Consider the following 13,582-nt stretch of genomic DNA (forward strand, 5'->3'; position numbering starts at 1 on the left):
TCCACTGTTACCTTAACGGAGAGAACCACCATGCAAACGACGATCACGCGCGCGGGGAGCAGCCTGTGCACCCTGCTGGCGTTGGCAGCCTGCGGCAGCAATCATGCACCGGAAGAACGGAACCAGATACCCGGCTACCTGGGCACCATCACGCGGACCGATTACGACGGCAAGACGAACGATTTGCTCACGGCCGGCCTGGGCAAGACGGGGCTGGCCGGTGCGACGCCCGCGTACGCGAATATGGAACAGCCGACACCGGTCGAATTGCGCCGCAATGCGATCTACGCCAATTACCGCGCCGTGCTCGACATTGCCGCTAACAGCGGCTACGGCACCTTGTACGGACCGAACGTGGATGCGTCCGGGACCGTGGGCACGGGCGAGGGCCTGATCGCCGGCAGCGAATACATCGCGTATGCCGACGATGGCACGGGCAAGAAGAATGTCACCCTGATGGTGCAGGTGCCGGCCAGCTTCGACCCGGACCATGCCTGCATCGTCACGGGCACGTCCAGCGGCTCGCGCGGCATTTACGGCGCCATCGGCAGCTCGGGCGAATGGGGGCTGAAAAAGGGTTGCGCCGTGGCGTATGCCGACAAGGGCTCCGGCACGGGCTTGTATGTGTTTGAAGATGACAGCGTCAACCTGCAGAACGGCGTGCGCGCGGGCAGGGTGGCCGCCGGCAAGAACGCGCTCTTCGCGCCGGACTTGAGCGATGCCGACCGGCTGGCCTGGGCTGGCGCCAACCCGAACCGCATCGCCTTCAAGCATGCGCATTCGCAACAGAATCCCGAGAAGGATTGGGGCAAGGTCACCCTGCAGGCCATCGAGATGGCGTATTACGTGTTGAACGAACGCTATGGCGTGCTGGCCCGCGACGGCAGTTCGCGCGTCGTGCGGCTGACGCCGAAGAACACCATCACGATTGCCTCCAGCATTTCCAACGGCGCCGGCTCGGCCTTGCTGGCGGCGGAACAGGATAGCAAGGGCTTGATCGGCGGCGTGGCGGCCAGCGAGCCGCAAGTCCAGCCGGCGCCATCGACTGCCTATAGCGTGCGCCAGGGCGGGGCGGTGGTCGTCAATCCCGGCCGCGCGCTGTTCGACTATGCGACCTACGCCGCCCTGTACCAGCCGTGCATCGCTTCCGTGGCGGGCAATGCGGGACGCTGCACGGCGCTGGTGACCAAGGGCTTGCTGAACGGCACCGACCTGGCGGCGCAGCAGGCGGACGCGAAACAGCGCTTGCGCGCGTATGGCTGGCTGCTTGACTCCGATCCGCTGCAGGCGGCGCACGCGGGCACGAATATCCTCGTGGCCGTCACGTATGCGTATGCCTACGGCAAATTCTCCGTGACCGATAAAGTGTGCGGTTTCACGTTTGCGCAGACGGATCTCAGCGGCAATCCGGTCGCGTTCACTTCGGCGCAAAAGGCTGTCAGCTTTGCCGCGCAGAGCGGCATCGTGGGCAATGTCGTGTACGAGAACAGCGTGGGCGGCGCCAGGGTGTACACGGCCGGCGTCTCGCCGTCGAGCAGCCTGGCGGACCAGTCGCTCGACGGCTTCCTGTGCCTGCGCAGCCTGGCGACGGGACGCGATGCCGTCAGCAACGCCAACTTGCAGGGTACGCTGGCCGCGCAAAGCGTGCGCGTACGGGCAGGCATGGCCGAGGTGCAGGCGACGGGCAAACTCAATGGCAAACCGGCCCTCATCGTGCATGGCCGCAGCGACACCTTGATTCCCGTCAATCACGCCTCGCGCGCCTATCTGGGGCTGAACGCAGCGGTGGAAGGGACGAATAGCCGCCTGCGCTATATCGAGGTGACCAACGCGAACCACTTCGATTCCTTCAGCAGCGCCTTGCCGACCCTGATCGTACCGCTGCACGTGTACCTGAACCGCGCGCTGGACGCCATGTATGCGCACTTGAACGCCAAGCAAGCCTTGCCGCCATCGCAGGTGGTGCGCACGGTGACGCGCGCCGATGCGTCGACCCTGATCACGAATGTCAACGTACCGGCCATTGCGGCAACGCCGGCGGCCGGCAATGTCATCAGCGTGACGGGCACGGTGGTGGATATTCCCAACTAGCGGCTGCTTGTGGGTGCAAGGCTAGCCACGCGCCATGCGTGGCTTTTTTCGTATGGCTTTACAGCGCGGCCGCATAGATGGCGCGCGCATCGCTGCGCGTAACGGGACGGGGATTGTTGCCCAGCAAGCGCGTCTGCAGCATGGCTTCATCGGCCAGCCGGTCCAGGTCGCTGGCCGCGATGCCCACCTCGCGCAGGGTGCGCGCGATGCCCGTGGCCGAGGCAATTGCCTGCATGGCGTCGATCAGGGCGTTCGCCCGCGCCTCGTCGCTGCCCGTAATGCCGGGCTGCACGATGGCTGCCAGTTGCGCGTACAGGGGCGCCGCGTGCAACAGATTAAAGCGCAGCACGTGCGGCAGCACCAGCGCATTCGACAGGCCATGTGGCACGTGGAACAGGCCGCCGATGGGATAGGCGAGCGCATGCACGGCGGCCACGGGGGCGTTGGCAAACGCCTGGCCGGCCAGCATGGCGCCCAGCAGCATGGCTTGGCGCGCCGGCAAGTGGCTGCCATCGCGGCAGGCCGTGAGCAGATTGCCGGACAGCAGCGACAGCGCCTGGCTGGCCAGCATGTCGGACAAGGGATTTTTCAGCAGGCGGCTGGTGTACGCTTCGATCGCATGCACCATGGCATCGATGCCGGTGGCGGCCGTCACGGCGGGCGGCAAGCCCAGGGTCAGGCTGGCGTCGAGGATGGCCAGGTCCGCATACAGTTGCGGCGCGACCACGCCCATCTTGCTGGTGGCGCCCGTGGTGACGATGGCGATGTGCGTCACTTCCGAGCCCGTGCCCGCCGTGGTCGGCAATTGCACCAGGGGCAGGCGCTGGCCGTGGACATTGCCGATGCCATACAGTTGGGCCAGCTCCTGGTGGCCGGGGACCAGCACGGCGATCAGCTTGGCCACGTCCAGCGAGCTGCCGCCACCGAGGCCGATAATCAGTTCCACGTGAAACATCCGGGCCTGGGCCACGCCTGCCAGCACGATGGCTTCGGGCGGATCGGCTTGCACGTCGGAAAAAACATGGGTGTCGATGCCCGCCGTGCGCAAGCTGTGCAGAGGGGCATCGGCCAGTCCCGTGCGCAGAAACCCTGCATCGGTGACGAGCAGGGCGCGGCGGACGGTGGGGAAGTGGTGGGCGATATGCGCGCCCAGCTGGGCGGCGGCGCCCGGTTCAACGATCAGGTGCGGCACGGTGCGGAACTGGAAGGCGGGCATGCAGACTCCTGGCGGCAAGGATAGAAGCCAAGCTTACTCCGCTTTCCCGCGCCGCGCATGTTTCACGTGGAACCGTTTAGTCTTGCAGCTGGCTGGCAAGCCCCAGGCTCACGAGCAACGACAGGCTGGAGACGGCCGCCAGCACGCGGAACGTGCGCGCATCTTGCCGATACTCGCGCACGGCCGCATAGGCCAGGCCGGCACCCATCAGCAGGTTGAGCAACAGCAGCTTGCTCATTCCCACTCCAGCGCGCCGCGTTTCCATTCATAGGCCAGGCCGATGGTCAGTACGCCCAGGAAACCCATGACGGCCCAGAAACCATGCAAGCCCAGTTCATTGACGTTGGCCGCCCAGGGCATCAGGAAGATCACCTCGATATCGAACAGGATGAACAGGATGGCCACCAGGTAGAAGCGGATGTCGAACTTCATGCGCGCATCGCCGAATGCTTCGAAGCCGCATTCGTACGGCGACAGTTTTTGCGGGTCCGGCTTGTGCGGACCCAGCGTGCGGCCCAGCAGCATGGGCACGATGCCGACGAGGATGCCGATCAGAATGAACAGGAGGACGGGAAAATAGTTTTCGAGGAGCATGGGAATTCCTCTCAGTGGCTGGACGACAGTTTCATCAGCACGATGCCGCACACGATGAGGACGGCGGCGCACACGCGCATGGTGTTGACTTGCTCGCCCAGAAAGACGATGCCGACGATGAAGGCGCCGACGGCGCCGATACCCGTCCAGATCGTGTAGGCCGTGCCCAGGGGCAGGGTGCGCATGGCAAGCGACAGCAAGCCGAAGCTGGCGATCATCATGACGATGGTGACAACGGAGGGAGTGAGTTTGGTGAAACCCTCGGAGAGTTTCATCGAGTATGCCCACACGACTTCAAATACGCCGGCAATGAGTAACAGTATCCAGGCCATGGCGGCTCCTTATACAGAGCGGGCCGTCCCGGTGTGTTCCCATGATGGGGGAGGCCGTCCTCCTGGATGATCGTCCCGCTGGCCACTGGCGTGGTCACGTTGACGGACGATGCGGCAATTGTAGCAAACATTTCACACCACCGCAGCCCTCTGCCTGACCACGTTGCGTGTTCCACGTGAAACAGAAATCGTCGTTGACTGGCCCCTGCTGAGTAAAAATTAAGCAAAAAATGCGCTGCGCAAGGTTGCGCTTGCAAAAAGACTCTATAATCGGAGCTCTCATCCCGCATTTTTACTTGCACTGTTACCTATTTATCATGTTATTTCCTACAGAATTCGACGTCATCGTTGTCGGTGGTGGTCACGCCGGTACCGAGGCGGCCCTCGCTTCCGCCCGCATGGGGCAGAAGACGCTATTGCTCACGCATAATATTGAGACACTGGGCCAGATGTCGTGCAACCCTTCCATCGGTGGCATCGGCAAGGGCCACCTGGTCAAGGAAGTCGATGCCATGGGCGGCGCGATGGCGATCGCCACCGACGAGTCCGGCATCCAGTTCCGCATCCTGAATTCCTCGAAAGGCCCGGCAGTCCGCGCCACGCGCGCCCAGGCCGACCGTATTTTGTACAAGGCCGCCATCCGTACGCGCCTGGAAAACCAGACTAACCTGTGGCTGTTCCAGCAAGCCGTCGATGACCTGATCGTCGAAGGCGACCGCGTCGTCGGCGCCGTGACGCAGATCGGCTTGAAGTTTCTCGCGCGCGCCGTGGTGCTGACGGCTGGAACCTTCCTCGACGGCAAGATCCACGTGGGCTTGAATAACTACTCGGCCGGCCGCGCCGGCGACCCGCCCGCCATCTCGCTGTCGGCCCGCCTGAAAGAGCTGAAACTGCCGCAGGGGCGCCTGAAAACGGGCACGCCGCCGCGCATCGATGGCCGTACGATCGACTTTTCCGTGATGCAAGAGCAGCCGGGCGACCTCGATCCCGTGCCCGTCTTTTCCGTCATGGGCAATACGGCCATGCACCCGCGCCAGGTGCCATGCTGGGTCACGCACACGAATAGCCAGACGCACGACATCATCCGTGCCGGCCTGGACCGCAGCCCCATGTATACGGGCGTGATCGAAGGCGTGGGGCCCCGCTATTGCCCCTCGATCGAAGACAAGATCCACCGTTTCTCGGGCAAGGAATCGCACCAGATCTTCCTCGAGCCGGAAGGCTTGACGACGCATGAGTTCTATCCGAACGGCATCTCCACGAGCCTGCCGTTCGACGTGCAGATCGCCCTGGTGCAATCGATGAAGGGCATGGAAAACGCGCACATCCTGCGTCCCGGCTATGCCATCGAATACGATTATTTCGACCCGCGCGGCTTGAAGGCCTCGCTGGAAACGAAGGCCGTCGCCGGCCTGTTCTTCGCCGGCCAGATCAACGGCACCACGGGCTACGAGGAAGCGGCTGCGCAAGGCATGCTGGCGGGCCTGAATGCGGCCTTGCTGACGCAGGACAAGGAAGCCTGGGTACCGGGCCGCTCCGAGGCCTATCTGGGCGTGCTGGTCGACGATCTGATCACGCAGGGCGTGCAGGAACCGTACCGCATGTTCACCAGCCGCGCCGAGTACCGTTTGAGCCTGCGCGAAGACAATGCCGACATGCGCCTGACGGAAATCGGCCGCGCCCTGGGCTGCGTGGGCGACGCCCAATGGCAGGCGTTTGAAACGAAGCGCGAAGCGGTGGCGCGCGAACTGGAGCGCCTGCGTTCCACGTGGGTCAACCCGCGCATCCTGGCGGCCGCCGAATCGGAACGCATCGTCGGCCAGGCCATCGAGCGCGAGTATTCGCTGGCGGACTTGCTGCGCCGTCCGAACGTCGCCTACGACACCCTGATGAGCATGACGGGCATCGAAGGCCAGGCCCTGGCCGGCCCCGGCGTGGAAGACGCGGCCGTGCGCGAGCAGGTGGAAATCCAGCTCAAATACGCGGGCTACATCGAGCGCCAGAGCAAGGAAATCGAGCGCCACGAACACTATGAAAACCTGGCCTTGCCAGAGGGTTTCAACTACCTGGACATCGGCGCGCTGTCCGTCGAAGTGCGGCAAAAACTCGACAAGCAGCGCCCGGAAACCCTGGGCCAGGCTTCGCGCATTTCCGGCGTGACGCCGGCGGCGATTTCGCTGCTGCTGGTCCACCTGAAAAAGCGCGGCTTCGGTGCCGCGCAGACCACCACTTTAAAGGACGAGGTTGTTGAATGAAGCAGTTTGACCGGGCCGCATTGGCCCAGATTTTGAATGAAGGCATCGCCGCGCTGGGGCTGGACCTGAGCGCGGATCAGACGGAAAAACTGCTCGATTACCTGGCCTTGCTGGCCAAATGGAACAGCGTGTACAACCTGACGTCGGTGCGCGATCCGCTGCAGATGCTGACCCTGCACGTGCTCGATTCGCTGGCCGCCGTGCCGGCCTTCGCGCAGGCGAAAAACGTGCTCGACGTGGGCGCCGGCGGCGGCTTGCCGGGCATGGTGCTGGCCATCGCGCGGCCCGATGTGAAGGTGTCGATGATCGACACGGTGCATAAAAAGACGGCATTCCTGACGCAAGTGAAGGCCGAACTGGGCCTCGCCAACGTGACCGTGTACACGAAACGCGTGGAACAGCTGGAAGTGCAGCAGAAATTCGACGTGATCACCTCGCGCGCCTTTGCCGACCTGTCCGACTTCGTCAACTGGTCGAACCACGTGCTGGCCGAGGGCGGGCAATTCATCGCCTTGAAAGGGGTGGCACCGCCAGATGAGCGTGAGAGACTGCCGGCAGACTGGCAAGTGACGGAATTGCGGCCTATCCAGGTGCCAGGGCTAAATGCAGAGCGTCACCTGGTCTTTATAGCAAGAATTTAAAAACCGGAAATTAAACGGTATAAATCATATAAACAGTTTATACGGTATAAACGATATAAATGATTTATATCGTATAAACGAAATAAATAATATAAATCGTTTCGGCCGGATGCCGGGGCGCACGATGAAGTTTGCATCTCTTTACAACTAGAAGATACATGGCCAAAATTTTTTGTGTAGCAAATCAAAAGGGTGGTGTTGGTAAAACCACAACAAGCGTCAACCTCTCCGCCGGTCTGGCCAAGTTGAACCAGCGCGTGCTGCTGGTCGACCTCGACCCGCAGGGCAACGCGACCATGGGCGCCGGCATCAACAAGGCCGGCCTGAAGGCGTCGACCTATGAAGTGATGCTGGGCGAATCCGATGTCAAGACGGCACGCCAGCGTTCGGAAGCGGGGCGCTTCGATGTCTTGCCGTCGAACCGCGAGCTGGCCGGTGCGGAAGTGGAGATGGTCGAACTGGACAACCGCGAACGCCGCCTGAAGGATGCGCTGGCCGAAGTGGACGGCGAGTACGACTTCATATTAGTAGATTGCCCACCGGCATTATCGATGCTGACCCTGAACGGCCTGTGCGCCGCGCATGGCGTGATCATCCCGATGCAGTGCGAGTACTACGCGCTGGAAGGTTTGTCCGACCTGGTCAATACCATCAAGAAGGTGCATGCCAATCTGAACCCGGATTTGAAGATCATCGGCCTGTTGCGCGTGATGTTCGATCCACGCATGACATTATCGCAACAAGTGTCGGCGCAGCTGGAGCAGCACTTCGGCGACAAGGTATTCAATACCATCATCCCGCGCAATGTCCGCCTGGCCGAAGCGCCATCGTACGGCTTGCCCGGCGTGACCTTCGACCCCAGCTCGAAAGGTGCCCAGGCGTATATCGCCTTCGGCGCCGAGATGGTCGAACGTATCAAACATATGTAAACAAGGGGCGAGCGCCTGCACATTGTGATGTAAGCGCTTACTCTGAAAACACGATTAGGACAGCATGGCTACGAAAAAATTAAAAGGACTGGGTCGCGGACTCGACGCCCTGTTGGGCGGCGGCGGCGACTTTGCCGGTCCGGACACGAATCAACCGTCGAACTTGCCCGTGTCGCAAATGCAAGCCGGCAAATACCAGCCGCGCACGCGCATGGACGAGGGGGCCCTGAATGAACTGGCCGCCTCGATCAAGGCGCAGGGGCTGATGCAGCCGATCCTGGTGCGGCCGATCGGGCAAGACACCCTGAGCGGCGTTATCAAATATGAAATCATCGCCGGCGAACGCCGTTTCCGCGCCTCGCAACTGGCGGGCCTGACGGAAGTGCCGGTGCTGGTGCGCGACGTGGACGATCTGGCCGCCGCCGCCATGGCGCTGATCGAGAATATCCAGCGCGAAGACTTGAATCCGCTGGAAGAGGCGCAGGGCATCCACCGCCTGATCGCCGACTTCAGTTTTACGCATGAGCAAGCGGCCACTGCGCTGGGACGCTCGCGCAGCGCCGTGTCGAACCTGTTGCGTTTGATGAACCTGGCCAATCCCGTGCAGACCATGCTGATGGCCGGCGATATCGACATGGGCCATGCGCGCGCGCTGCTGGCCGTCGATGCGGCCAGCCAGATCACTCTGGCGAACCAGGTCGTGGCCAAGCGCCTGTCCGTGCGTGAAACGGAAAAGCTCGTCACGCGCACGGTCGAGGAAGCGGCCAACCCGGTCGAACCGCGGCAGAAGGAAAAGTCCGGCGACATCGCGCGCCTGGAAGAAGAGCTGTCCGATGCGCTGGCCACGCCCGTGGTGTTCAAGATGGGCAACAAGGGCCGTGGCCAATTGGTGATTGATTTTGCCGATCTTGACGTGCTCGATGGTTTGTTGACCCGCTTGCGTGGTTAAATAGCAAGCTGCAAAGACAGGGGCCATGCGGATGTGGACGATCCGGCCATGCTTTCCAGATGCACCACGTGATTCCTTGATAACACGGCTGGAAGCGGCCAGACAAGCGACTTTGCCATATAGTGGTGCAAAAGGCGGCGAATAGTCGGTAAAGCGTCAGTTTCACGCAGCAATTGCCCTGCTGCGGTGCAGCAACGTTTGACTCTATAGATCAAAGCCAACTATAATCCCGTGTCTTTGCGTGTGTAGATTTTTCTGGGAACTTGGCAATTGAGTGATTCACAACAAAGTATTGCCAAGCCAGTCTACAAAGTAGTTGCATTGCAGCTAGCAATCGCTATCAGCTTTGCCACGGTCACCCTGTTTTTCGGTGGCAATGTCAGAGGCTGGTCCGCCGCATACGGCGGCGCTATCGCAGTCATCGGTAGCCTGGTGTATGCCCTGTTGGTGGTTCGCGGTTCTAGCGACGCCAATAAGGCATTCCGGGCGCATTTGCGCGCAGAAGTGGTGAAAATATTTATCACAGCGGTGCTGTTTATATTGGCACTGGTGTTGTTTCAGTCGGCCGCCTGGTTATGGCTGATCTTGGGTTTCGCGGTGGCAACCTTAGCATACTGGTTTTCATTGCTCGCTGTTTAATCATTGGTTTTGGGGCCTGTTGAGCTCTGAAACGACAAATCTAAATTCATTATGACCACAGAACACGCTATTGAAGCGGGCCATGCTGCCCCGGCCAACGCCACAGAATACATCAGTCACCATCTGGCCCACCTGAGAAGTGCCGACGGCATGATCAATCTGGATACGTTCTGGATTTCGGCCATTCTGGGCTTTGTTTTCCTGGCTGTTTTCTATATGGCGTCGCGCCGCGCGACGGCTGGTGTCCCTGGCAAGTTGCAAAACTTCGTCGAAATGGTCATGGAAATCGTCAATGACACTATTAATGGGGCCTTCCACGCGAAAAGCAAGGTCATCGCGCCGCTGGCCATCACTATTTTTGTGTGGGTCTGGTTGCTCAACGCGATGGACTTCCTGCCGGTTGACCTGTTGCCGAAGATTCTGAGCTGGTTTGGCGTGCATAAACTGCGCGCCGTGCCGACCGCCGACGTCAACCACACCTTCGCCATGTCGCTGTCGGTCGTGCTGTGCGTGATCGCTTTCTCGATCAAGGCCAAGGGCCTGGGCGGCTGGATCAAGGAACTGTTCACGGCACCGTTCCATGCGAGCGGCCTGATCGGCACGATCGCCCTGGCACCTGTCAATTTCCTGCTGCAAATGGTTGAGCTGGTTGCAAAACTGATCTCCCTGTCGCTGCGACTGTTCGGCAATATGTATGCCGGCGAACTGATTTTCATCTTGATCGCGTTGTTGCCTTGGTGGGCACAGTGGGCGTTGGGTGGTCCATGGGCAATTTTCCATATCTTGATTGTAACTTTGCAAGCTTTTGTGTTTATGGCGTTGACGGTTGTGTATCTGAGCCTTGCGGTTGAGAAACATTAATCATTAACTTTATATTTTGTTTTTTTAGTATCTTTCGTTTTTAAATTTAGGAGAATTTTATGCAAGCTCTGATCGCACAAGTACAAAGCATGACCGTTCTGGCAGCAGCAATCATCATCGGCCTGGCCGCAATCGGCACCGCTCTGGGCTTCGCTATCTTGGGTGGCAAATTCCTGGAAGCTTCGGCACGTCAACCAGAACTGATGCCACAACTGCAAACCAAACTGTTCGTTATCGCTGGTCTGCTGGATGCTATCTCGATGATCGGCGTTGGTGTTGCTCTGCTGTACACGTTCGCTAACCCGTTCCTGTCCGCTCTGACGGCTGTTGCTCAGTAATTCGCTCCAACCCTAGGAGAAACTTTTAGTTAGGAGCAAAGGTATGGACATCAATATGTCGCTCATCGGCCAGATGATCACCTTCGCGGTGTTGGTCTGGTTCTCGATGAAGTTCGTATTTCCAGCGCTGAACAACGCGCTGGATGAGCGTGCCAAACGAATCGCGGATGGATTGGCTGCGGCCGATCAAGGTCAAGCTTCGATGGCTGTCGCTGAAAAGCGTGCGCAAGAGGCATTGAACAGTGCACGTGAAGAAGCGTCGCAACGCGTTGCGGACGCTGAAAAGCGCGCGCAGCTGGTTGCTGAAGAGATCAAGCAAAATGCACAAGCTGAAGCTGCGCGTATCATTGCGCAAGCCCAGTCGGACGCCGAACAGCAACTGTCGAAAGCACGCGAACAATTGCGCGCTCAGGTGGCTGACCTGGCTGTCAAGGGTGCCGAGCAGATCTTGAAGCGTGAAGTAAACGCTACGGCTCACGCCGAAATGTTGCAGCGTCTTGCTGTCGAGCTGTAATCATGGCAGAACTCGCAACCGTCGCCCGTCCCTACGCGGAAGCTTTGTTCCGCGTAGCCCAAGCTGGTAAGGAGTCAAGCAACCTCGCGGCGTGGTCCGAACTGGTGTCCGAACTGGCACAGATCGGTAGCCACCCCGAGGTACAGGCGTACGCGCGCAATCCGAAAGTTTCGGAAAGCGACGTCGCCGCCACCATCCTGTCGTTGTTGAAATCGCCGCTCAATGAGGAAGTGAAAAACTTCGTCACGATGTTGATCGAAAATGGCCGCATCAGCCTGCTGCCGGAAATCGGCGCGCAATTCCATGCCTTGAAAAATGGCCTGGAAGGTGCGGCTGACGCCGAGATCACGAGCGCTTTCGATCTGAGCGAAGGCCAAACGGCCGAGCTGGTCGCAACGCTGGAAAAGAAATTCAGTCGTAAGCTCAACCCTGCCGTCACAGTGGATCCATCGCTGCTCGGCGGCGTGCGCGTGGTTGTTGGCGACCAAGTGCTCGACACCTCGGTGCGCGCCAAGCTGCAGCAACTGCACGCTGCACTGGTGTCGTAAGACACGCGCTTCGGCAGGCCAGCTTAGACAGACCCTTACCCCTCGCGCAAGCTGAGAGAAACACTTTTAGGAGTTAGTATGCAACTCAACCCATCTGAAATCAGCGAGTTGATCAAGAGCCGGATCCAAGGTCTTGACGGCGGCGCTGAAGTGCGTAATCAAGGCACGGTTATTTCCGTCGCCGACGGTATCTGCCGCATCCACGGTTTGTCGGACGTGATGCAAGGCGAGATGCTGGAATTCCCAGGCAACACGTTTGGCCTGGCCATGAATCTGGAACGCGACTCCGTCGGTTCCGTGATTCTGGGTGCCTACGAGCACATCTCCGAAGGCGACACGGTGAAATGCACCGGCCGCATTCTGGAAGTGCCAGTCGGTCCTGAGCTGCTCGGCCGCGTTGTCAACGCGCTGGGTCAGCCGATCGACGGCAAAGGCGCCATCGAGACCAAACTGACGGCCGCGATTGAAAAAATCGCCCCGGGCGTGATCGCCCGTGAATCCGTTTCGCAACCAATGCAAACCGGCCTGAAATCGATCGATGCGATGGTTCCAGTTGGCCGCGGCCAGCGCGAACTGATCATCGGCGACCGTCAAACCGGCAAGTCGGCTGTGGCGATTGATGCGATCATCAATCAAAAAGGCCAGGGCATGAAGTGTATCTACGTCGCGATTGGCCAAAAAGCCTCGTCGATCAAGAACATCGTGCGCTCGCTGGAACAGCACGGCGCGATGGAATACACCATTGTTGTCGCCGCTTCCGCTTCGGAATCGGCCGCCATGCAATACATCTCGCCGTACTCCGGTTGCGCCATGGGCGAATACTTCCGTGACCGCGGTGAAGATGCACTGATCGTCTACGATGATCTGTCCAAACAAGCTGTTGCATACCGTCAAATCTCGCTGCTGCTGCGCCGTCCACCAGGTCGCGAAGCGTACCCAGGCGACGTGTTCTACCTGCACAGCCGCCTGCTGGAACGCGCAGCACGCGTGAACGCCGACTATGTCGAGAAGTTCACCGACGGCGCTGTCAAAGGCAAGACCGGTTCCCTGACGGCACTGCCGATCATTGAAACGCAAGCTGGCGACGTGTCCGCATTCGTTCCAACCAACGTGATTTCGATTACCGACGGTCAGATCTTCCTGGAAACCTCGCTGTTCAACGCTGGTATCCGTCCTGCAATTAACGCCGGTATTTCCGTATCGCGCGTCGGTGGCGCCGCCCAGACCAAGGTCATCAAAAACCTGTCCGGCGGTATCCGTACCGACTTGGCGCAGTACCGTGAACTGGCCGCGTTTGCGCAGTTCGCTTCGGACCTGGATGAATCGACCCGCAAGCAGCTGGACCGCGGCGCGCGCGTAACGGAATTGCTGAAGCAAGCCCAATACTCGCCACTGTCGATCTCGCTGATGGCCGTATCGCTGTTCTCGGTGAACAAAGGCTTCATGGACGACGTGCCAGTCAAGCAAGTGCTGTCGTTCGAAGCTGGTGTCCACGCTTACATGAAGACCAAGCAAGCTGCTCTGCTGGCCAAGATCGAAGAAACCAAGCAACTCGACAAAGACAGCGAAGCAACTCTGTCGGCGGCCATTGCTGATTTCAAGAAATCCGGCGCATATTAAGCGGCCAGGCGGCGCCCACCTTTGAGTGAGGCGCCGCCCTACGCGCAGAAGGAGT

At 60.0% G+C, this 13,582-nt stretch carries 15 protein-coding genes; 11 read left to right on the top strand and 4 right to left on the bottom strand.

What is annotated here, in order from left to right; all coding sequences use genetic code 11:
• The first annotated feature begins 30 nt into the window (after window positions 1–30).
• Window positions 31–2,091: a 3-hydroxybutyrate oligomer hydrolase family protein gene (locus O3301_RS11865; protein ID WP_305056468.1), complete on the top strand. Its 2,061-nt coding sequence runs from the start codon at window positions 31–33 to the stop codon at window positions 2,089–2,091.
• A gap of 58 nt (window positions 2,092–2,149) precedes the next feature.
• On the opposite strand, the gene O3301_RS11870 is transcribed toward O3301_RS11865, so the two are convergent.
• From O3301_RS11870 to sugE, 4 genes are all read right to left on the bottom strand, one after another.
• On the bottom strand, window positions 2,150–3,307 hold the full coding sequence (locus O3301_RS11870) for an iron-containing alcohol dehydrogenase (RefSeq protein ID WP_305056469.1): 1,158 nt from the start codon (window positions 3,305–3,307) through the stop codon (window positions 2,150–2,152).
• Window positions 3,308–3,383: 76 nt separating this feature from the next.
• Entirely contained in the window at window positions 3,384–3,545 is a 162-nt protein-coding gene (locus O3301_RS11875) for a hypothetical protein (RefSeq protein ID WP_180278653.1), read from the bottom strand.
• Complete coding sequence (locus O3301_RS11880; RefSeq protein WP_099665948.1) at window positions 3,542–3,901, bottom strand: NADH-quinone oxidoreductase subunit A; 360 nt, start codon at window positions 3,899–3,901, stop codon at window positions 3,542–3,544. The genes O3301_RS11875 and O3301_RS11880 overlap by 4 nt, the downstream gene beginning before the upstream one ends.
• Before the next feature lie 11 nt (window positions 3,902–3,912).
• On the bottom strand, window positions 3,913–4,233 hold the full coding sequence (gene sugE, locus O3301_RS11885; RefSeq protein WP_305056470.1) for a quaternary ammonium compound efflux SMR transporter SugE: 321 nt from the start codon (window positions 4,231–4,233) through the stop codon (window positions 3,913–3,915).
• Window positions 4,234–4,550: 317 nt separating this feature from the next.
• Here sugE and mnmG point away from each other — a divergent pair, with 317 nt between their 5' ends.
• The 10 genes from mnmG (at window position 4,551) to atpA (ending at window position 13,527) form a co-directional block, all read left to right on the top strand.
• Entirely contained in the window at window positions 4,551–6,488 is a 1,938-nt protein-coding gene (gene mnmG / locus O3301_RS11890) for a tRNA uridine-5-carboxymethylaminomethyl(34) synthesis enzyme MnmG (protein WP_251349586.1), read from the top strand.
• Complete coding sequence (gene rsmG, locus O3301_RS11895; RefSeq protein ID WP_289899681.1) at window positions 6,485–7,129, top strand: 16S rRNA (guanine(527)-N(7))-methyltransferase RsmG; 645 nt, start codon at window positions 6,485–6,487, stop codon at window positions 7,127–7,129. The genes mnmG and rsmG overlap by 4 nt, the downstream gene beginning before the upstream one ends.
• A 158-nt stretch (window positions 7,130–7,287) precedes the next feature.
• Window positions 7,288–8,058, top strand: coding sequence for a ParA family protein (locus O3301_RS11900; RefSeq protein WP_034752687.1), 771 nt, complete (start codon window positions 7,288–7,290; stop codon window positions 8,056–8,058).
• A 64-nt stretch (window positions 8,059–8,122) separates the two neighbouring features.
• Window positions 8,123–9,007 carry a ParB/RepB/Spo0J family partition protein gene (locus O3301_RS11905; protein ID WP_305056471.1) on the top strand — a complete coding sequence of 295 codons (885 nt, stop codon included), beginning with the start codon at window positions 8,123–8,125 and terminating at the stop codon, window positions 9,005–9,007.
• Between the two features lie 270 nt (window positions 9,008–9,277).
• Window positions 9,278–9,646, top strand: a complete 369-nt coding sequence (locus O3301_RS11910; RefSeq protein ID WP_035823464.1) for an ATP synthase subunit I — start codon at window positions 9,278–9,280, stop codon at window positions 9,644–9,646.
• 51 nt (window positions 9,647–9,697) lie between these two features.
• The gene (gene atpB / locus O3301_RS11915) at window positions 9,698–10,507 is read left to right on the top strand and encodes a F0F1 ATP synthase subunit A (protein ID WP_046681851.1); all 810 of its coding nucleotides are present in this window, start codon (window positions 9,698–9,700) and stop codon (window positions 10,505–10,507) included.
• A 59-nt stretch (window positions 10,508–10,566) separates the two neighbouring features.
• Window positions 10,567–10,845 (top strand): F0F1 ATP synthase subunit C, encoded by a 279-nt coding sequence (gene atpE, locus O3301_RS11920; protein ID WP_034752695.1) that lies wholly within the window; start codon window positions 10,567–10,569, stop codon window positions 10,843–10,845.
• A gap of 43 nt (window positions 10,846–10,888) precedes the next feature.
• Window positions 10,889–11,359: a F0F1 ATP synthase subunit B gene (locus O3301_RS11925; RefSeq protein ID WP_034752697.1), complete on the top strand. Its 471-nt coding sequence runs from the start codon at window positions 10,889–10,891 to the stop codon at window positions 11,357–11,359.
• Window positions 11,360–11,361: 2 nt separating this feature from the next.
• Window positions 11,362–11,907: a F0F1 ATP synthase subunit delta gene (locus O3301_RS11930; protein WP_034752699.1), complete on the top strand. Its 546-nt coding sequence runs from the start codon at window positions 11,362–11,364 to the stop codon at window positions 11,905–11,907.
• Between the two features lie 78 nt (window positions 11,908–11,985).
• Entirely contained in the window at window positions 11,986–13,527 is a 1,542-nt protein-coding gene (gene atpA / locus O3301_RS11935) for a F0F1 ATP synthase subunit alpha (RefSeq protein ID WP_034752701.1), read from the top strand.
• Window positions 13,528–13,582 lie beyond the last annotated feature (55 nt).

This window comes from Janthinobacterium sp. SUN211, assembly GCF_030587315.1.
GTDB classification, from domain to species: domain Bacteria; phylum Pseudomonadota; class Gammaproteobacteria; order Burkholderiales; family Burkholderiaceae_D; genus Janthinobacterium; species Janthinobacterium kumbetense.

Coding starts and splice junctions, on each gene's coding strand:
- O3301_RS11905 (WP_305056471.1), top strand. CDS start 8,123: ATGGCTACGAAAAAATTAAAAGGACTGGGTCGCGGACTCGACGCCCTG.
- O3301_RS11930 (WP_034752699.1), top strand. CDS start 11,362: ATGGCAGAACTCGCAACCGTCGCCCGTCCCTACGCGGAAGCTTTGTTC.
- atpA (WP_034752701.1), top strand. CDS start 11,986: ATGCAACTCAACCCATCTGAAATCAGCGAGTTGATCAAGAGCCGGATC.
- O3301_RS11870 (WP_305056469.1), bottom strand. CDS start 3,307: ATGCCCGCCTTCCAGTTCCGCACCGTGCCGCACCTGATCGTTGAACCG.
- O3301_RS11865 (WP_305056468.1), top strand. CDS start 31: ATGCAAACGACGATCACGCGCGCGGGGAGCAGCCTGTGCACCCTGCTG.
- O3301_RS11880 (WP_099665948.1), bottom strand. CDS start 3,901: ATGCTCCTCGAAAACTATTTTCCCGTCCTCCTGTTCATTCTGATCGGC.
- O3301_RS11925 (WP_034752697.1), top strand. CDS start 10,889: ATGGACATCAATATGTCGCTCATCGGCCAGATGATCACCTTCGCGGTG.
- sugE (WP_305056470.1), bottom strand. CDS start 4,233: ATGGCCTGGATACTGTTACTCATTGCCGGCGTATTTGAAGTCGTGTGG.
- rsmG (WP_289899681.1), top strand. CDS start 6,485: ATGAAGCAGTTTGACCGGGCCGCATTGGCCCAGATTTTGAATGAAGGC.
- atpB (WP_046681851.1), top strand. CDS start 9,698: ATGACCACAGAACACGCTATTGAAGCGGGCCATGCTGCCCCGGCCAAC.
- mnmG (WP_251349586.1), top strand. CDS start 4,551: ATGTTATTTCCTACAGAATTCGACGTCATCGTTGTCGGTGGTGGTCAC.
- O3301_RS11900 (WP_034752687.1), top strand. CDS start 7,288: ATGGCCAAAATTTTTTGTGTAGCAAATCAAAAGGGTGGTGTTGGTAAA.
- O3301_RS11875 (WP_180278653.1), bottom strand. CDS start 3,545: ATGAGCAAGCTGCTGTTGCTCAACCTGCTGATGGGTGCCGGCCTGGCC.
- atpE (WP_034752695.1), top strand. CDS start 10,567: ATGCAAGCTCTGATCGCACAAGTACAAAGCATGACCGTTCTGGCAGCA.